The sequence below is a fragment of the Bacteroidota bacterium genome (genome assembly GCA_016713765.1).
Taxonomy (GTDB): Bacteria; Bacteroidota; Bacteroidia; order AKYH767-A; family 2013-40CM-41-45; genus Pollutiaquabacter; species Pollutiaquabacter aromativorans.
Window position 1 is genome coordinate 2,087,089 of the sequence record JADJON010000001.1, and the last position, 17,792, is coordinate 2,104,880.

Below are 17,792 nucleotides of genomic sequence, written 5' to 3' on the forward strand. Positions count from 1 at the left end.
TGGCTATTCCAAGGATTCAGGATGCTGAAATCCGTGTTTTCAACACGTTTTTGAGCAAATCCACAAATCGACTCCCAGGATGTACCTTTGCAGTTATGAAATCCAGAATCACCCTGCTGCTGATAGCCACGGTCCTGACCCTGTCTTTTTCCTGCAAAAATGCCAACCAGCCGACCAGCTATGGCGGACCGGTCGATGAGAAGGTTGCGGTGCCGGCTGCCGAGGCGAAGAACCTGTTGACGGACAAACCGGAAGCCACCGCGACACTTGCCGGTAAGGTGAATGAGGTCTGCCAGGCGGAAGGCTGCTGGTTCAACCTCGATCAGGGAAGCGGTGTCGCACTGCTGGTGCGTATGCCCGAACACAGTTTCACCGTGCCGAAAGACCTTTCAGGAAAGCAAGTGGTCGTAGCCGGTCGTTTGCATTACGACACCACCGATGTGGCTACCCTGCGGGAGTATGCCAAAGAAGACGGAAAGTCGGAGGAGGAGATCAACGCGATCAACGAACCTTTCGTGGAATTGGTCCTCGAGGCGAGCGGAGTGAAGATCCAATAAACCTCCATGCGGCCACTTCTCCTGCTGCTCTTCTGCCTGATCATCGGAGAAGCTCGCGCCCAAACGGATGCGAGCGGATATACCGTTTTGGCTGAAGGGACGATCGCTCCCGACATCAAAGGCATCGATCAGGAGGGAAAGCCCGTTTGCCTTTCAAAGGTCAAGGCGACTTATGTAGCCGTCTTCTTCTATGAGCCCGGTTGCCATTTTTGCGAATACATCTTGCCCGACTTGCAGCGCTTTTACCAGCGTGAGCATGGAGCCAATCTCGAAATCGTCGCGGTGGCCCTGACGACGGATGCAGCCGCCTGGAAGGAACAACTGGCTACCCACACCGCCGGCTGGACAGAACTACTGCCAGCTGACGTAAACAAGGTCAAACAGGACTATCGAATAGAAGTAGCCCCGACCATCTACCTGATCGACCGGAAACACCGGGTTCGTAGTACACGCCTTGTCAGAAGCGACGACCTGGAATTGCGTTGGTTCGAACTCTTCAATGAATTATAATCCGATGACGTCAACGATTCAGCTCACCGAATGTCCGCGGGATGCCATGCAGGGTTGGCCGGAGTTTATTCCGACCGATGTGAAGGCTCGTTACCTGCAAGCCCTGTTGGAAGTCGGTTTTGATACGCTCGATTTTGGCAGCTTCGTTTCGCCCAAAGCCATTCCGCAATTGCGGGATACTTCCGAAGTATTATCGAAACTCGATCTGCGGACTACCACGACCTCCCTGCTGGCCATCGTGGCCAATGTGCGCGGCGCGGAGGATGCCTGTAAGCACGAGCCGATCCGTTACCTGGGTTTTCCTTTTTCGATCAGCGAGGAATTCCAACGCAGGAATACGAATGCGACCATCGCAGAGTCGTTGGAGCGGGTACGGGAGATCCAATCGCTGGCGAAGACGGCAGGGAAAGATGTGCTCATCTACATCTCGATGGGTTTCGGCAATCCGTATGGCGAAGCCTGGAGCCCCGAACTGGCGGTTCAGTGGGTGCAGAGACTGGCCGATGAAGGCATCCGGAGGATCGCCTTGGCTGACACCGTCGGGGTCAGTAATCCGGAAAACATCCGGGCCTTGTTTTCCCACCTGATTCCTTCGGTGCCGGAAGTGACCTTCGGAGCGCATCTTCATTCGCATCCTGCCACCTGGGAAGAGAAAATTACAGCCGCCTATGAAAGCGGCTGCCGTAATTTCGATCTGGCCCTGAAGGGTATCGGCGGCTGCCCGATGGCCAACAATGATCTGGTCGGAAATATTGCCACCGAGCAGGTGGTGACGAAATTCGGCGGGCCTTCAGCCATGGGGCTGAATGCGGAAGCCTGGTCCAGGGCCGTAGCCATGGCCGGTGAGATTTTTCACGCCTGATTACTGAAACTTTCTCGTACAGGTACGGTATTTGAATACCGGAGAAACGTGTGCAAATTTCTCCGGAAAAGTCTGAAATTCATACAATAAACGGGGTTCTACTCCGTACCTTTGTTATACCTTAATTCGAATCAGTCTGCGTGCGTAACATTCAAACGATTCCTGCCTCAGGAAGCCGGTACTTCCGGTTGGTGATTTTATTCCTTCTTTTCTTCGCTTCCATGGGCGTTATGGCCCAACGTACCGGGTACGTGGAGGTCACCGGAAAGGTGCGGAAGGACAATAAGCCCGTCGGCGGCGTTTCGATTGCCGTTAATTGTCCGGGCATTCCCCCACAGACCATCACCTCGCAGGCGAATGGGACCTTCTCCTTCCGCATGGAGTTGCAGCACGATTACACCATCAATTTCTCCCAGTACGGCCTTGTGCCCAAATCCGTTATTTTTAGTACCAAAGTGCCGGCCGATCAGGCCGACATCATTTTTCAGAACGAGTTCAACATCGATATGTTCGAGGATGTAGCGGGAGTTTCTCAGAATGCATCCATGAACAAACCGGTTGCCCGGATTGCCTTTAATCCTACTTATGAGGATTTTGTCCATGACGCCAGTTACACGAAGCAGATCCAGGCCGAACAGGATCTTGCACGCCGGCAGGCGGAAGAACTTCGGCGTCAACAAGAGCGTGCTCGCCTGGATTCTCTGAATAAGGTTTGGAATGACTCGCTGGCCAAGGCCAAGGATCGGGAGGCCCAGTTGATGGCACAACGGGCCGAGCAGGACCGGTTAAAGAAGGAGCAGGAGCGTGCGCGCCTCGATTCGTTGGCCCGTGTCCAGGCGGCTGCGTCGGCAGCTATGCGCGAACAAGCGCGCCTCGACAGTCTTTCCGCCGCCGAAGCAAAGGCGAAAGCGCTCGCAGAGGCAAGAGAAAAAGCCCGACAGGATTCCATCGCCAAAGCCGATGCCGAGCAGGCCCGTTTAGCGGAGCAAGCCCGCTTGCGCGAGCAGGCCCGTCTGGAGGCGGAAGCGAAAGCCGCCGAGAAAGCAAGACAAGATTCAATCGTTGCGGCCGAAGCCGCTGAGCGGGCAAGGCTGAAGGCCGAGGCGGATGCCATTGCAAAAGCCGAGGCGGATGCCAAAGCAAGAGCCATCGCGGAGGAAGCCCGGAAGAAACAAGTAGCGGATTCGCTGGCGAAAGCTGAAGAAGCTCGTCTTCGCGCCGAGGCCGCCGCAAGAGCCAAGGCAGAGGCGGACGCGCGTGCTCAGGCAGAAGCAGCTAAAGCAAAGGAAAAAGCACGTCAGGATTCAATCGTAGCCGCGGAAAATGCTGAACGCGCTCGCCTGAAAGCAGAAGCCGACGCGAAACTCAAAGCCGACGCGGAAGCTAAGCTAAGAGCAGAAGCAGAAGCGAAGGCTCGTGAAAAGGCGCGTCAGGATTCGATCGCCAGAGCCGAGCAGGAAGCACGTGACCGTGTACTGGCCGAAGAGAAGGCGCGGCAAGAGAAGATCCAAAAGGATAAGGAAGCTGCTGAAGCGAAGCGCCTGGCAGAACTCGCCGAGCAAACCCGTCGTGACTCCCTTGCGAAAGCCGAAGCCGACCGAGTCAAGCGGGAAGCGGAAGCCAAGGCCCGTGCAGACGCGGAAGCGAAAGCAAAGGCGGATGCCGACCGACAGGCCGCACTGGCTGCCGAGAAAGCTCGTCAGGATTCAAGTGCCCGGGCACAACGTGCATTGGCCGAGAAGGAAGAGAATGACCGCAAAGCGAAGATGCTGGCGGAGATCGAAGCCAAGAAGCAGTTGCTCAATAAAGCCTCCGCTCAGGATACAACCAAAAAGAGCAGTACAGCTGGTAAGACGACCACCTCCGTTCCGAAGATCGTCGACTCGGATTACCGGGATGGTGTAACGGAAGAAACCGTTACAGAGAGTAACCGGACCATCTATCGTACGGTTGTCAAAAAAGACGGTGCTGCTACGAACTACCAGAAAATCGTTTACAATTGGGGCGGGGTCTTCTTTTTCCGAAACGATAACAACATTACACAGACCACCTTCGATCAGGACATCAAGCAGGCGAAAGCCGCATTCCCGAAATAATTGCTACCGGCAATGAATGAAAAGAGGAGCCTTTCAGCTCCTCTTTTTTTGTGAAATTTTGTCAATCACCGGTCGAGAATAGCGACGAATTGACTTCTTTACCCGCATCGGAAAAGTCAATTTGACATTTATCATGCGGATTGGATCGCACAAAAAGGCTTGGTACGCCTCTTGTCGAATCGGGGTCGTACAACGAAAAATCAATAGCCATGACACTGATTAAATTCCGCAACAATCCGATCGCAGACCGTTACACGGGTTTCCCGACGGTCTTTGGAGACTTCTTCAACGATTTCTTCAACGATGAACTTCTGCCGAAGGACGCTTTCCGTTCGGTTCCGGCAGTCAACATCAGCGAGACTCCGGAGCGCTTTCACATCGAACTCGCCGCACCGGGAATGAACAAGGCTGATTTCAAAGTCGAGGTGGAGAATGGGGTCCTGACCATCCGCGCCGAACGCAAAGAAGAAAAGAAGGAAGAAGGCAGCAAGTTCACGCGTAAGGAGTTTTCCTACTCCTCTTTCCGCCGCAGCTTTACCATGCCCGAGCATGTCGACGCCGAACAGATCCAGGCGGAATACAACAATGGAGTGCTTTCCATCAACCTGCCCAAGCGCGTGGAAGAGAAGAAAAAAGCCGGCCGTGAGATCACGGTGGCCTGAGTGTAAATTTCTGTGTTGAGTAGTGGGTTAGCGTCGCCGGTATGGTCCGGCGGCGCTTCTTTGTTCTGTAGCCCGGCCCTCGCTTTTTACTACCTTTGCGGCATTCAAACGCATTTGCTGTTATGGGTAATGGACGTCCGCTGATCCTGGTCACCAATGACGACGGTATCACCGCTCCCGGTTTGCATGCATTGGTCAACGCCATGAGTGCACTGGGAGATCTGTATGTGGTGGCGCCGGATAGCCCCCAGTCGGGCATGGGCCACGCCATTACGATCCACAACATGCTTCGTTTGGACAAGGTGGAGGTGCACGGCGATCATGACTGGTATCAATGCAGCGGAACGCCGGTGGACTGTGTGAAGATCGCGATGGACAAGATACTTCCCCGGAAACCGGATCTATGCGTCAGCGGTATCAACCACGGAAGCAACTCCTCGATCAATGTAATTTATTCCGGTACCATGTCGGCCGCGATGGAAGGCGCTATCGAAGGCATTCCCTCGGTTGGATTTTCTCTCTTGAACTATTCCCTCGATGCCGATTTCTCCGGCGCCGCTCACGTTGCGCGGATCGTCGCTTCCCGTGTGCTGGAGAAAGGCTTGCCGCAGGGATCTTTGTTGAATGTCAACATTCCGAGTTTGCCGCTTGAGGATTTGAAAGGAATCAAGATCTGCCGGCAGGCAATGGCAAAGTGGGAGGAGGAGTTCGACGAACGGATCGATCCGACCAGGCGCAAGTACTATTGGCTAACCGGAAAGTTTGTCAATCATGACCGGGGAGAGGATACCGATGAATGGGCGCTCGCCAACGGTTATGTGTCGGTGGTTCCCGTACAGTTCGACTTTACCGCCCATCACGCGATTCCTTTCCTGAATGAACAGGGATATGAGCTCAATAAGATTGCCCGCTGATTCGTTCCTGGCGGGAGCTTTATCAGCGCTCATCTTCTTGCCGCTGCTGAATTACCTTCTGGGTCATCTGGGTAGCTGGTTGACGGAGCAGACTGGAAATGATCGCTGGTCGATCGCCCCGCATCCGCAACTCTTTACCTTACTTGTAGCGGCTATCGTCTTTCGACTTCTGGTGATCAATTACAAACGGGAGCACACCGGTCGCGGATGGTTGATGGTTACCTTCCTGACAGCCATGGCTTACGCTTTTTGGTACTACCGATTCCGACATGCAGGCTGAAACGAGAAAACGACTGGATATTTTATACGGCGGACTCCTTGCCGGGCTCGTGTTGCCGTTCCTGGCCTTCGCGTTCTACACTTCGCTGATTCAGAACGCCGGTGTGGTGGAGATGATCCAGCGATACTATGAGCGACACGTATTGTCCCACGTCATAAGTTTGAGCCTGATCGCGAACCTCGGTCTGTTCTTCCTCTGTCTGCGATTCAACCTGGAAAAGACTGCCCGGGGTGTCCTGTTTTCCATGTTCATCTACGGTGGTTTGATCGTCCTCCTGAAATTCGTCCTATGAAGTATTACATCATTTCAGGAGAAGCATCCGGCGATCTGCACGCCGCCAACCTGGTGCGCGAACTGCGAAAGCTGGATGCCGGATCGGATTTTCGTGGATGGGGTGGAGACCTGATGACGGAACAGGGCGTGGATATCGTGAAGCACTACCGTGAACTGGCGTTTATGGGTTTCACTGAAGTGCTCATGAATCTGCGCACAATCATGCGTAACCTGTCCTGGTGCAAGGAAGACATTCTGCGTTTTCAACCGGATGTCTTGATACTGGTGGATTACCCGGGATTCAATCTCCGGATCGCCGAATGGGCGAAGCGACAGGGCATCCGGGTGTTTTATTACATCAGTCCGCAAATTTGGGCCTGGAAACAGTCGCGTGTGCACAAGATCAAACGGGATGTGGAGCGCATGTTCGTGATCCTTCCGTTTGAACAGGAGTTCTACGCGCGTTTCGGCATGGAGGTCGATTTCGTCGGCCACCCCTTGCTGGATGCGATTGCCCATTGGCCCGGAGGAGAAGACGAAATCAGTTGGAGGAAGCAACACGGTTTGGATGATCGGCCGCTCGTGGCGCTCTTGCCCGGGAGTCGCAAACAGGAGATCGGCACGATGCTGCCGTTGATGTTGGAAGCTGCAAAAACTTTTCCCGCGTTTCAATTTGTGATCGCCGCTGCACCTTCACAGCCCCTGGGTTATTACCGGCAATTGATCGGCGAACGGGAAGTCCGCGTGTTGCAAGGAGAAACCTATCCCGTTCTTCGGCATGCGCGTGCTGCTTTGGTGACCTCCGGCACCGCCACCCTCGAGACGGCATTGTTCAAAGTTCCCGAGGTCGTCTGTTACAAGGGCGGACGAATCTCCTACGTAATTGCTCGAGCGTTGGTCAAGATCAAATTCATTTCGTTGGTGAATCTGATCATGGACCGTGAAGTGGTGCGGGAACTCATTCAGCAGGACCTGACCGTTGACAACCTACGGAGGGAGCTGGCTCAGTTGCTTGACGGAGAGCGGCGGCAACAGCAATTGCACGATTTCGAATTATTGGAAACGAAACTTGGAGGAGCCGGAGCATCCGCACTGGCTGCCAGACAGATGTTTCGCTATCTGACGGTTGCCCGATAAGCTTTTCTTTTTCCGCTTACAGGCAGTTGCTTAAAAGCGGTTGAATCATTCAACCCCTTCGCTGGCAGGTTCCGGTGCGGTAGTTTTGTTCCGGTGTGAAAAAGGCGTTTCCGTTTATTCGCCTCTTACCGGTCTTGTTGTTCGGATGGTGGTGGGGGAGTCTCGACCGGTCGTTGCATCCGGCATTGCTGCTCTTAACAGGAATCGCTTGCCTGATCCTGATGGTGCTGGCCTATCATCCGCGCGGATGGCTTGCGTATCGTGAACGTTGGATATATGGTGCCTTGGCATCAGTTTTCTTGTTTTCCGCCGGCTACCAATTGGGAGCCTCACGGGTTAAAGCGCTCCAGTCTCCCTTTCATTTTTCGCATGACGAACAAGCCACCGCGTGGCTGCTGCATTTTTCCGAAGCTCCCAGGATAACAGCTTCCGGGAAGCGATTGATCGCCGAGGTGATGGCGGTAGAGCATGCCGGTGGCTTGTTACGCGCAGAAGGCCGCGTAGTGGTGTATGCTCCCGACAGCCTTCCCGTACGGTTGAACGACCGGTTCTGGGTGTACGACCGTCCGCGAAAGCTGAACAGCCTTCCATTTCCGGGAACCTTCGATTTCACAGCCTGGCTGGCCGACCATGGGATTCATCACGAATTGAGAATCTCGGCGAACAAGCTGGTGGCTGTTGATCCGGACCCCGATCCTTCGCTTGCGCTGCGATTCAGCCTGTATCGTGAGAGGCTGCTTAACATTTTTCGGGAAGCCGGCTTACGCGATGAAGCCTGGGCGGTGATGTCGGCGCTGGTGCTCGGATACGACGATGCCGTGGATGCCGAAGTGATGCAGGCTTTTTCCGCTACCGGGACGTTGCATGTTCTCTCCGTCTCCGGACTGCATGTCGGGCTTGTTTATGCCGCGATCAGGATGCTGCTGGGCTTTCTGAACAGGCGCACATTCGGGAAACGATTGCAACAAGTATTGTCGCTCTTGTTCATCTGGTTGTACGCTTTCCTTACCGGCGCTTCTCCGGCTGTGCTCCGGTCCGCCGCCATGTTAAGCCTGGTGCTCGGAAGCAACCTGGTCAACCGCCCGGCTGCGGTATGGAACTCGCTGGCGGCTTCGATCTTTCTGTTGACCGTAGCGGATCCGTCACTTCCCGCGGATGTCGGATTTCAATTGTCCTACGCAGCCGTGGGAGGCATCTTGGCCCTCTATCCCTGGTTGCGCGAGCGAAGTCCGGTACGAACGAAGTTGGGCCAACGCGTCTGGGAGTTCATGTCAGTGAGCGTGGCCGCACAGTGGTTCACATTTCCGCTCGGGCTGTATTACTTTCATCAGTTTCCGAATTTATTCCTGCTCACGAACGCGATCATTATTCCACTGAGCACACTTGCGATGTTCGCCGGGCTGGTGTTGTTGTTCCTGGGGCCTATCGCCGGTCTTGGCCCCTTGTTAGGCTCGCTGTTGCAACACTTCATGGATGCATTTCTGGCCCTTGTCGAGTGGATGGGCGATTTGCCATGCGCACAAACAACGGGTATTTGGATAAACGTGACCCAGTTAACGGCATTGAGCCTGTTGGTCTTGTGCATACATCGCTGGGTAATTTCAGGAAACGGGAGACTGTTGCTGGCAGGGCTGTTTTCAGTTATGATCTGTCTGGGTGTCCAGGTAAATGTCAGACAACAACAACTTTCCGAAGCGGATATTTCGGTATTGCCTGTTCGAGCATCTGTTTGCCTGCTCAAAACCGGGTCCAAAGCCTTCTTGTTGGTTGATACGGTCGACTTATCGCCGGGAATCCGAAGCCGTATTGACGCGCATTTGAATTTTCGGGGGATCGATCCCAAAGTGTGTCAAACTTACCTGCTCAAGAACAGCATTTCACTGCGGGAAAGTGGTGGGATGTTCTTGAAGGAAGGGGATTGCCTGGTGATCGGAAAGGATGTGTACTGGCTAACCGACGGATCGACACCGATCGGACGGAACGGAACAATCATTCTGAGAAAAGCGGGTCGGCCGCTACGGGTGGTAAGCAACAGCCGAGAGCAGGAGATAATCGCGGATGGGTCTCTCCGCAGATTGCCGGTCAATCGTATTTCCAACGTCTTTCCGGTAAGTGAACGAGGATATTGGTCGAAATCGTTAATCGATCAAACCCACTGATCCAGGTCAAAGGCTTCAGCCTGCCGGATCCCTTTTTCCGTGCGTTGGAGGTTGCAGCATTCGATCACCGGATCGTGCTCGAAGAAGAGTGTCCAATTGCCGTTCATGGCGTCCTCGAGAAAGGCGGCTTTTTCTCCGAGTGACAGCAGGGGCCGTGTATCGTAGGCCATGACGTACGGCACCGGCAAATGAGCGACAGAAGGCATGAGGTCAGCGCAGTAGGCAAGCTTCCTTCCTTTGTAGTCGATTACGGGCAGCATCATGGATTCCGTATGTCCGTGAACCAGGCGGACGGAGAATCCGGGCAGCAGATCTTCGCCTTCTTTCAGGAAGCGAAGGTGTCCGCTTTCCTCGATCGGAAGTATATTCTCTTTCAGAAAGGATGCCTTTTCCCGGGCATTCGGTTGAGTCGCCCATTGCCAGTGCTTTTCATTGCTCCAATAAGTGGCGTTGGGAAACGCAGGTTCGAATTTGGTCCGGTCACTATTCCATCGGATACTGCCGCCGCAATGATCGAAGTGCAGATGGGTGAGAAACACGTCCGTGATATCGGCTTCCTGGAAACCTTTTGACTGGAGCGAACGACTCAGATTACCGCTACCATGCAGGTAGTAATGCCCGAAGAACCTGGCATCCTGCTTATCGCCGATCCCGTTGTCGATCAGGATCAGTCGGTCGCCGGCTTCTACTAACAGACAACGCATGGCCCAACTGCATAGGTTGTTTTCATCGGGCGGATTCAGCTTTTGCCAGATGGTTTTTGGAACAACCCCGAACATGGCGCCGCCGTCGAGTTTGAAATGACCGGTATCGATGGAATGGAGCTTCATAAGTGGTATAGACTACGGCAAAATACGCAAAAGGACTGTGGGAAACGCTGTGCAAATCGCCCGGGTACCGGTTCGGTTCGTTCCCGGCATCCTTACGATCTTTCGCCAAAGAAGCGTTCATGTCGCAACAGCCCACTTCTGTACATTTCATTGCGATCGGCGGAGCCGCGATGCACAACCTCGCGCTGGCCTTGCATCAGTTGGGATTTCGGGTGACGGGATCCGACGATGAGATCAACGAGCCGTCGCGTTCACGGTTACAGGCAGCCGGACTACTCCCGGAAGCGATTGGCTGGTTTCCCGATCGCCTGAATTACCGGCCCGATGCGGTCATCCTCGGCATGCACGCCCGTGAAGACAATCCCGAACTGCAGCGAGCCCGCGAGCTGGGGCTTCGGGTATATTCCTACCCGGAGTACCTGTATGAACATTCTAAGAACAAGACCCGGGTTGTCATCGGCGGTAGTCATGGCAAGACCACCATCACCTCGATGATCCTTTGGGTACTCCAATCGTTGGATCGCGATTTTGACTACCTGGTCGGCGCCAAGCTGGAAGGCTTTGATACCATGGTGCGGATCACCAACGCGCCTTTGATCGTGTTGGAAGGGGATGAATACCTCGCTTCTCCGGTAGATCGTCGTCCCAAGTTCCATTTGTACAAAGCAGATATAGCCTTGTTGAGCGGAATTGCCTGGGACCATATCAATGTGTTTCCGACCTATGAGCAGTACTTTGATCAGTTCCGAATCTATGTGGAGCAAGTGCCACCAGCAGGGAAGGTGATCTACTGCCAGGAAGACCCGGAAGTGAACCGGTTAATGCATATCGCCGAGGTCGGGGCGGAGCGGGTACCATACGGAATCCCCGCCCACCGGATCGAGAACGGGCGCACGATACTGGATACGACGATCGGTCCGGTACCGATCGAAGTGTTCGGAAAACACAACCTCATGAACCTGGAAGGTGCCCGGCTGGTCTGTCATGCCTTGGGTGTCTCGGATGAACAGTTCTACCACGCGATCGCCAGTTTCCGGGGAGCTGCACGGCGATTGGAAATCCTGGCATCGAATGATCAATGCGCGGTTTACAAGGACTTTGCCCATTCACCATCGAAATTGAAGGCCACTACCGAGGCTGTTCGTCAGCAGTTCCCGGATCGGAAGCTGATCGCACTGATGGAACTGCATACGTTCAGCAGCCTGAACGAGAAGTTCCTGGATGAGTACCGTGGCAGCATGGCGGCAGCGGACGAGGCCTGGGTTTATTTCAATCCCCATACGATCGAGCACAAGCGGTTGCCATCCATCTCGAAGGATCGAGTGGCAAAAGCCTTTGACCGCGGCGATCTTCAGGTATTCACCGATTCCGCTGATTGGCTGGACCAGTTGCGCAACCGGGACCTGCGTGGAACCGTTTTGCTATTCATGAGTTCGGGAACTTTTGACGGAATCTCTCTGGAGGAACTTGCACGGGAATTGACTGAAAAATCGTTACTTCCGTCTGCCTAAGCCGATGACCCGTATCTGTTGCCTCCTGCTGGTTCTCTTGTTTCAAGCATATCCATTGGCCGCCCAGCGCAGCCTGGTTGCTTCGGAACCTACCACCAACGACCGGTTTCCGAAAAAAGTGGGAAACCTTCGGTTCTCCGATTCTGTCCTGAAACTAGGAAAGGTGAGGACGAACGAACTGCGCTCGGATACCCTGAAGGTATTGAACACCGCAACGAGCAGCATCCGTTGGGAATTGCCGAAAGATGTTCCGACTCACCTGCGGATCAGCCTTTCTGGCGAAGAACTGGCATCAGGATCGGAAGGATGGATCGCCATTCGCTACGATGCACGAGAAAAGAACGATTTCGGGCAGGTATTTGACCGGCTTATCTTTTCCACTACGGATACCGACCTGCCCCAGAAGGTGATCACCATCTCGGCAAACATCACCGAGTATTTTGCTCCCTTAAGTACCGAAGATTCTGCGGTGGTCCAGCGTTCGAGAATTCCGGAAACCGTTTTTGATTTCGGTACGATTTCCCAGGGCACGAAAGTGGAGCATGCATTTCCTGTTTACAATGACGGACAGCGGGAATTGATCTTGCGACGTACGCGATCCGCTTGTGGTTGTATCAAAACCGTAATCGCCAAACAACTCCTGGCGCCGGGTGATAGTACGGTCATTCAATTGACCTACGATTCTTTCGGCAAAGAGGGTAAGGAGTCACGCAACTTCCAGCTTTTTCAAAACGATCCTGCAGCCCCGGAAATCAGGTTCGAGGTGAAGGGTACTGTCACGAAATAAGTCGACTATTTCGCTTACCGATTTTTCCGGAGCCGGTGGGCAATCGGATTAGCCTGAGGGCTTCGAGCTGCGTCCAGCATTTCCAGAGCGGAATCCCCGAGCAGAAGGAAGAAGGCAGGTTGGTTGGATGCTGGATCCAATCGAATCACGACCGCGAGTGTATCTTCTCCCAAGCCGTACTCGATTTGATAAATGCCGGATCGGGTCATGGTGGAATCTTGTTCGCCGGAAACCGAAAAGTCTTCTGTCAGTCGATACGCCAACGAATCAGGGAAAAGCGTCAGGCTGGTCCGGATGCCGGGACAATCGTTGCAGGGGAGGATTCCGCTGTAGGATTCAGTCTGCGACGGCAGGAAAGGTCCGGGCAAGTCGGATTCCTGCTCTTCAGGAGTTGGATTGGAACAGGCAGTCAGGATTAGCAGAAAAATGAAAACGCGAATAAGCCGCTTCCTTAGGGAGTTTTTATCGTGGTCGTGCTGAAACATCCAACAGGATTCTTAAAGCATCGAACCCTTCAAGAGCAGGTATGCGAACCCGAAGTAAATAACAAGCCCTGTAACGTCGACCAATGTTGCGATGAAGGGTGCGGATGAAACGGCAGGGTCGACGCCGATGCGTTTCAACAGGATCGGGAACATGGAGCCGGTAATGGTTCCCCATAAGACGACCCCTATCAATGTAAATCCGACTACAAGGCCGAGCATTACCCAGTGTGGTCCATAGATATCGGTGAAGAGTGACCAGGTTGCGATGCGCAGGAATCCAATGACGCCCAGGATGCCGCCGAGCGCCAGACCGGACAGGAATTCCCGTCGCAGGACCTGCCACCAGGTTTCGATCGTGACCTCGCCCAGTGCCATGGCACGAATGATCAGGGTGGCCGCCTGGGAACCGCTGTTGCCGCCGGAAGATATGATCAGGGGAATAAAGAGTGCCAATACAACGGCCTTGCTCAGTTCGTCTTCGAAGTACCCCATGGCACTGGCCGTAAGCATCTCACCCAGAAAAAGGATGATCAGCCAACCGGCTCGTTTCCCGATCATTTCCCGTAGCGAGACTTTAAGGTACGGTTCCTCAAGTGCCTCGGTACCACCGAACTTTTGAATATCCTCGGTATCTTCTTCTTCGATAACGTCGACCATATCATCGACGGTCACAATGCCCAATAACAGTCCGTTGAAATCGGTGACCGGAAGGGCCACCCGGTCGGTTTGCTTGAAGGCTTCGATCGCGACTTCCTGGTCATCCCGGGCATCGAGTGAAACATAAGTTCGATCCATCAACCCGGAGATCGGCAGGTCAAGCGGTGCGAGTAGGAAGTCACGGACTTTGATGTCGTCCTGCAGGAATCCCTTTTCGTCGGTGACATAGATGATGTTGAGGGTCTCGGAGTCCTTTCCATACTTCCGGATGTAATCGAGGGCCTGCTGCACGGTCCAGTGCTCCTTGACGGAAATGAAATCCGGCGTCATCAGTCGCCCGATGGAGTCTTCGGGATACTGGAGCAGTTGGTTGGCAGTTTTCCGCTCTTCGGCAGTCAGCAGGGAGAGGTATTTCCGAAGCGTTTCGGTCGGTAGCTTTTCGAACAGTGCCGTCCGGTCGTCAGGGGAAAGGGCATTGAGGGTTGACGAAAGCTGATCCACGCTGAAGGACAGCAGGAGGGCTTCCTGACGCTCAAAATCAAGGTGTTCGAAGGTCTTCACCGCCTTTTCGGCGTCGAGTACCTGAAACACTTTAATTACGTCAATGTGGGGGGATTCGTTGATCAGCTCGGCAAGTTCCTCCGGCTGAACCATAGCAGTGAGATGCTTCAGCTTATAGAGGTTGCCGGTGACGAAACGTTCCGCCAGCAGTTCCTTTTCTTCCGCACTAACCATGGATGGTCGTCCATTTTCGGGTTGACTTTCAAATCCGAAGGCAAGTTAGGGAAAAAGGGGGCGGAATGGAAGCTTTTCGTGGGGGAAAAGTGAACAGTGAATCGTAAAGAGTGAATAGTGAACAGTGAACAGTGAATAGTGAATCTTGCCTGCCGAAGCTTTAGCGAAGGCAGGAGCGAATAGCGAATAGTGAATAGTGAACAGTGAACAGTGAACAGTGAACAGTGAATAGTTTTTTAGGAGATTCCACGTCCCACGTCCCACGTCCCACGTCCCTCGTCCCTCGTCCCTCATTCCTCGTCCCTCGTCCCTTGGTTCTTGTCCCTCCTTCAAACAAAGAGCCGCCGATCCTTTCGAACCGACGGCCCCCCACACGAAAAACATGAACACAAAAACGTAATGAGAACAACGTCCTGTGCATGCTTGTATTGTATGAGACGTTCGAGATGACCTGTTCGTGACAGACATTAACACAACTTAACCTCCGGACTGTTAATACCGATGATTCGGGCTTTGTCAGTGGGCTGCGGGGAAAGGAGTATTTTTGTGAAAAATCGCTCCCATGAAAACCAACTCCCTCGGAATAGGTTCCCGGATCCGGCATCCCCAGTTTGGTGCAGGCGTCATCGTACAGGTCAAACCGGAAGAGTATGTCGTAACTTTCATGGATCACGGGATGCGCGATCTGGACCGTGACGAACAGGGCCTTGAGATCATCGACGCCAACGATCAGGACCAGGACCTGGTGTCACTGGCCGATATCGAGGTGTTGTTGGTTAATGTGATCCGGAAGTACTCCGACATCCAGGAGCGTGTCGAGTTGGGAGGTCGTTGGGTAGGGGGCAAGATGGTGCTACAACCGGCCGATGCCGCGTTGAAACCCAAGGAGGTCCCGATTGAAACGTTCTTCAACAAGATTGTGATGCTGCGGGATCGCCTGCGGGTGCTGGAGCAACGCATCAATGCCCATGAAAAGTTGTCGGATGAGGACAAGGTCAACATCCAGCAGTACATCACCCGTTGTTATGGCAGCCTGACCACGTTCAATGTGCTATTCAAGTATCAGACCGATCAGTTCACCGGTGAGAAAGGCGCGAAGGATTAAGGAATTTGAATTCGGTTGGCGGATTTCATTCGGCGGTATGCGGTGAGCAGTTTGCGGTAGCTGGATGTGAATTCGAAAGAGTATTAATCGACTAATCAGTAGTGCCTTGCGGAAGGAAATTTGAGCAATGAATCTTTTATCGGTTGATCGTGTCAGCAAGGCTTATGGTGACAAACTCCTCTTCCAGGAGTTGAGTTTCGGGATCGCGCGTGGCGAGAAGGTAGCTTTGATCGCGCGGAACGGTACAGGCAAGACCACCCTGTTGCGCATTCTGGCCGGTAAAGACGTGCCGGATTCCGGTGAGGTCACGTATCGGAAGGATGTTCGCGTTGCTTACCTAGAACAGGAGCCCAGTTTCGACGGACATCGAACCGTCGCGGAGCTGATCTTCGGTGACGAGAATCCGGTAGTACAACTCACCCGGCAATACGAACTGGCGCTGGAACAACACTCCCGTGAGAATACGCCGGCAAGCGCGAGGAATCTGGAAGAGATGACACACCGCATGGATGCGGCCAATGCCTGGGACTATGAAGCCCGCATCCGTCAGGTCCTTGGACAACTCGACATTCACGACCTCGACCGAAAGATCCTGGGTTTCTCCGGCGGTCAGCAAAAACGAATCGCACTGGCCAAGGTGCTGGTAGAACCCTCCGATTTGCTCATCCTCGACGAGCCCACGAACCACCTGGATGTTGAAATGGTGGAATGGCTGGAGGGCTATCTCGGCCGGGCCAACCTCAGCCTGTTACTCGTGACCCACGACCGTTACTTCCTGGATAATGTCACCGACCGCATCCTCGAACTTGATCTGGGGAAGATCTTCGCTTATGATGGTAACTACGCGTTCTTCCTGGAGAAGAAGGCCGAACGGGAGGAAGCGGAATCCCGGACCCAGGACAAATTGCGTAACCTCTTCAGGACCGAACTGGAATGGGTCCGCCGGATGCCGAAGGCGCGTGGCACCAAGTCGAAAGCGCGGATCGATGCCTTTCATGATCTGAAAGACCGCATGGGTGGCAAGCGAAAGGAAGACGGTCTTGAGCTTGATGTGAAGATGAACAGGATCGGCGGGAAGATCATCGAGTTGAAAAAAGTCTACAAGGCGTTTGGCGATCGTACCATCCTGAAAGGCTTCGACTATACGTTCCGGACCGGTGAACGGGTCGGCATCGTCGGAAAGAACGGCTGTGGCAAGACCACCTTCCTGAACATCATCTCCGGAAAGGAGCCGCCGGACTCCGGGAAAGTGAATATTGGCGAGACCGTCGTATTCGGTTTCTATTCACAGGCGGGATTGCAGGTGAAGGAGGATAAACGAGTCATAGAAGTCGTTCGGGAACATGCCGACGTGATTCAACTGGCCGATGGCAGCAAGGTATCGGCCGGACAGTTTCTGCAGTTGTTTCAGTTTCCGCCTTCGTTGCAGCAGACCTACGTCTCGAAGCTGAGCGGGGGCGAGCGGCGACGTCTGCATTTGCTCACGGTGCTGATCCGCAATCCGAATTTCCTGATCCTCGACGAACCTACGAACGACCTTGATCTCCTGACCCTGGCCACGCTCGAGGAGTTCCTCCTGCATTATCGTGGTTGTTTGGTGATCGTTTCGCACGATCGCTACTTCATGGATAAGCTGGTGGATCACCTGCTGGTCTTCGAAGGCGAGGGAAAGATCCGGGATTACAACGGGACATATTCCGAACTGAGGATCGACCAGGAGGAACGGGAAAAAGCGGCGGATCAGGCAGCGGTGCTCGAACGGAAAGCGCGGGAACAGGAAGCACCGGTAAAGGAAACCGCCAGGAAGAAGCTCACCTACAAAGAACGGCTGGAGTTCGAGCGATTGGAATCGGAGATCGCCGCCCTGGAAGCAAAGAAGGCCGACCTGACCGGACTGCTCAACGGGGGATCTTCCGACCATGCCGCACTCAGCGGTTGGGCCCATGAACTGGAGTCGGTCATGCAGCAGTTGGACGAGAAATCCATGCGTTGGCTGGAGTTGTCGGAGTTGGCCTGACGATATGGATCAACGTCACCGGCGATCCGGGCTAGCCCCGGGTGATCTCGTCAGGCTAAGGCTGTTCAACCGGGCGATCCCGCTGATCTGACGAGAGAACACGGGACTGGAGGCGAGCAGCGCACGGATCGGTCCGCTCCTCATTTTTCATTGTGTAAAACTGCGGCCAGGGCGACCACTTCCTCTCGCGGGAAAGTGTTTTCTTTATTCCATCG

At 54.1% G+C, this 17,792-nt stretch carries 17 protein-coding genes; 14 read left to right on the top strand and 3 right to left on the bottom strand.

Annotated elements, in window-relative coordinates; genetic code table 11:
* The first annotated feature begins 95 nt into the window (after nt 1-95).
* The 10 genes from IPJ96_07975 (at nt 96) to IPJ96_08020 (ending at nt 9,450) form a co-directional block, all read left to right on the top strand.
* Nucleotides 96-557, top strand: coding sequence for a DUF4920 domain-containing protein (locus IPJ96_07975; protein MBK7910286.1), 462 nt, complete (start codon nt 96-98; stop codon nt 555-557).
* A gap of 6 nt (nt 558-563) precedes the next feature.
* Nucleotides 564-1,067 carry a TlpA family protein disulfide reductase gene (locus IPJ96_07980; protein MBK7910287.1) on the top strand — a complete coding sequence of 168 codons (504 nt, stop codon included), beginning with the start codon at nt 564-566 and terminating at the stop codon, nt 1,065-1,067.
* A complete protein-coding gene (locus IPJ96_07985) occupies nt 1,057-1,929 on the top strand; it encodes a hydroxymethylglutaryl-CoA lyase (GenBank protein MBK7910288.1) in 873 nt (290 codons plus the stop codon). The genes IPJ96_07980 and IPJ96_07985 overlap by 11 nt, the downstream gene beginning before the upstream one ends.
* 140 nt (nt 1,930-2,069) lie before the next feature.
* Nucleotides 2,070-4,025 carry a hypothetical protein gene (locus IPJ96_07990; protein MBK7910289.1) on the top strand — a complete coding sequence of 652 codons (1,956 nt, stop codon included), beginning with the start codon at nt 2,070-2,072 and terminating at the stop codon, nt 4,023-4,025.
* Between the two features lie 209 nt (nt 4,026-4,234).
* The gene (locus tag IPJ96_07995) at nt 4,235-4,687 is read left to right on the top strand and encodes an Hsp20/alpha crystallin family protein (protein MBK7910290.1); all 453 of its coding nucleotides are present in this window, start codon (nt 4,235-4,237) and stop codon (nt 4,685-4,687) included.
* Nucleotides 4,688-4,809: 122 nt separating this feature from the next.
* Nucleotides 4,810-5,601, top strand: coding sequence for a 5'/3'-nucleotidase SurE (surE, locus tag IPJ96_08000; protein ID MBK7910291.1), 792 nt, complete (start codon nt 4,810-4,812; stop codon nt 5,599-5,601).
* On the top strand, nt 5,576-5,881 hold the full coding sequence (locus tag IPJ96_08005) for a hypothetical protein (GenBank protein MBK7910292.1): 306 nt from the start codon (nt 5,576-5,578) through the stop codon (nt 5,879-5,881). Before surE ends, IPJ96_08005 begins: the two co-directional genes overlap by 26 nt.
* On the top strand, nt 5,871-6,173 hold the full coding sequence (locus tag IPJ96_08010) for a hypothetical protein (protein ID MBK7910293.1): 303 nt from the start codon (nt 5,871-5,873) through the stop codon (nt 6,171-6,173). Before IPJ96_08005 ends, IPJ96_08010 begins: the two co-directional genes overlap by 11 nt.
* The gene (gene lpxB, locus IPJ96_08015) at nt 6,170-7,291 is read left to right on the top strand and encodes a lipid-A-disaccharide synthase (GenBank protein MBK7910294.1); all 1,122 of its coding nucleotides are present in this window, start codon (nt 6,170-6,172) and stop codon (nt 7,289-7,291) included. The genes IPJ96_08010 and lpxB overlap by 4 nt, the downstream gene beginning before the upstream one ends.
* Before the next feature lie 95 nt (nt 7,292-7,386).
* The gene (locus IPJ96_08020; protein ID MBK7910295.1) at nt 7,387-9,450 is read left to right on the top strand and encodes a ComEC/Rec2 family competence protein; all 2,064 of its coding nucleotides are present in this window, start codon (nt 7,387-7,389) and stop codon (nt 9,448-9,450) included.
* Here IPJ96_08020 and IPJ96_08025 read toward each other — a convergent pair.
* On the bottom strand, nt 9,438-10,280 hold the full coding sequence (locus IPJ96_08025; protein MBK7910296.1) for an MBL fold metallo-hydrolase: 843 nt from the start codon (nt 10,278-10,280) through the stop codon (nt 9,438-9,440). The genes IPJ96_08020 and IPJ96_08025 overlap by 13 nt on opposite strands.
* A gap of 119 nt (nt 10,281-10,399) precedes the next feature.
* Between IPJ96_08025 and IPJ96_08030 the strand changes: the two genes are divergently transcribed.
* Together IPJ96_08030 and IPJ96_08035 are read left to right on the top strand one after the other, a co-directional pair.
* On the top strand, nt 10,400-11,791 hold the full coding sequence (locus IPJ96_08030; protein MBK7910297.1) for a peptidoglycan synthetase: 1,392 nt from the start codon (nt 10,400-10,402) through the stop codon (nt 11,789-11,791).
* 4 nt (nt 11,792-11,795) lie between these two features.
* Nucleotides 11,796-12,578 (top strand): DUF1573 domain-containing protein, encoded by a 783-nt coding sequence (locus tag IPJ96_08035; protein ID MBK7910298.1) that lies wholly within the window; start codon nt 11,796-11,798, stop codon nt 12,576-12,578.
* A gap of 14 nt (nt 12,579-12,592) precedes the next feature.
* On the opposite strand, the gene IPJ96_08040 is transcribed toward IPJ96_08035, so the two are convergent.
* Nucleotides 12,593-13,063: a copper resistance protein NlpE N-terminal domain-containing protein gene (locus IPJ96_08040; protein ID MBK7910299.1), complete on the bottom strand. Its 471-nt coding sequence runs from the start codon at nt 13,061-13,063 to the stop codon at nt 12,593-12,595.
* Between the two features lie 12 nt (nt 13,064-13,075).
* Nucleotides 13,076-14,455 carry a magnesium transporter gene (gene mgtE, locus IPJ96_08045; protein MBK7910300.1) on the bottom strand — a complete coding sequence of 460 codons (1,380 nt, stop codon included), beginning with the start codon at nt 14,453-14,455 and terminating at the stop codon, nt 13,076-13,078.
* Nucleotides 14,456-15,017: 562 nt separating this feature from the next.
* On the opposite strand from mgtE, the gene IPJ96_08050 reads away from it, so the two are divergent.
* Entirely contained in the window at nt 15,018-15,560 is a 543-nt protein-coding gene (locus IPJ96_08050) for a hypothetical protein (GenBank protein ID MBK7910301.1), read from the top strand.
* A 127-nt stretch (nt 15,561-15,687) separates the two neighbouring features.
* Nucleotides 15,688-17,577 (top strand): ABC-F family ATP-binding cassette domain-containing protein, encoded by a 1,890-nt coding sequence (locus IPJ96_08055; GenBank protein MBK7910302.1) that lies wholly within the window; start codon nt 15,688-15,690, stop codon nt 17,575-17,577.
* Nucleotides 17,578-17,792 lie beyond the last annotated feature (215 nt).

What these genes read in the sequence shown, in the direction of transcription:
- IPJ96_07975 (MBK7910286.1), top strand. Translation starts at nt 96, where the DNA reads ATGAAATCCAGAATCACCCTGCTGCTGATAGCCACGGTCCTGACCCTG.
- IPJ96_07980 (MBK7910287.1), top strand. Translation starts at nt 564, where the DNA reads ATGCGGCCACTTCTCCTGCTGCTCTTCTGCCTGATCATCGGAGAAGCT.
- IPJ96_07985 (MBK7910288.1), top strand. Translation starts at nt 1,057, where the DNA reads ATGAATTATAATCCGATGACGTCAACGATTCAGCTCACCGAATGTCCG.
- IPJ96_07995 (MBK7910290.1), top strand. Translation starts at nt 4,235, where the DNA reads ATGACACTGATTAAATTCCGCAACAATCCGATCGCAGACCGTTACACG.
- surE (MBK7910291.1), top strand. Translation starts at nt 4,810, where the DNA reads ATGGGTAATGGACGTCCGCTGATCCTGGTCACCAATGACGACGGTATC.
- IPJ96_08005 (MBK7910292.1), top strand. Translation starts at nt 5,576, where the DNA reads ATGAGCTCAATAAGATTGCCCGCTGATTCGTTCCTGGCGGGAGCTTTA.
- IPJ96_08010 (MBK7910293.1), top strand. Translation starts at nt 5,871, where the DNA reads ATGCAGGCTGAAACGAGAAAACGACTGGATATTTTATACGGCGGACTC.
- lpxB (MBK7910294.1), top strand. Translation starts at nt 6,170, where the DNA reads ATGAAGTATTACATCATTTCAGGAGAAGCATCCGGCGATCTGCACGCC.
- IPJ96_08025 (MBK7910296.1), bottom strand. Translation starts at nt 10,280, where the DNA reads ATGAAGCTCCATTCCATCGATACCGGTCATTTCAAACTCGACGGCGGC.
- IPJ96_08030 (MBK7910297.1), top strand. Translation starts at nt 10,400, where the DNA reads ATGTCGCAACAGCCCACTTCTGTACATTTCATTGCGATCGGCGGAGCC.
- IPJ96_08035 (MBK7910298.1), top strand. Translation starts at nt 11,796, where the DNA reads ATGACCCGTATCTGTTGCCTCCTGCTGGTTCTCTTGTTTCAAGCATAT.
- IPJ96_08040 (MBK7910299.1), bottom strand. Translation starts at nt 13,063, where the DNA reads ATGTTTCAGCACGACCACGATAAAAACTCCCTAAGGAAGCGGCTTATT.
- mgtE (MBK7910300.1), bottom strand. Translation starts at nt 14,455, where the DNA reads ATGGTTAGTGCGGAAGAAAAGGAACTGCTGGCGGAACGTTTCGTCACC.
- IPJ96_08050 (MBK7910301.1), top strand. Translation starts at nt 15,018, where the DNA reads ATGAAAACCAACTCCCTCGGAATAGGTTCCCGGATCCGGCATCCCCAG.
- IPJ96_08055 (MBK7910302.1), top strand. Translation starts at nt 15,688, where the DNA reads ATGAATCTTTTATCGGTTGATCGTGTCAGCAAGGCTTATGGTGACAAA.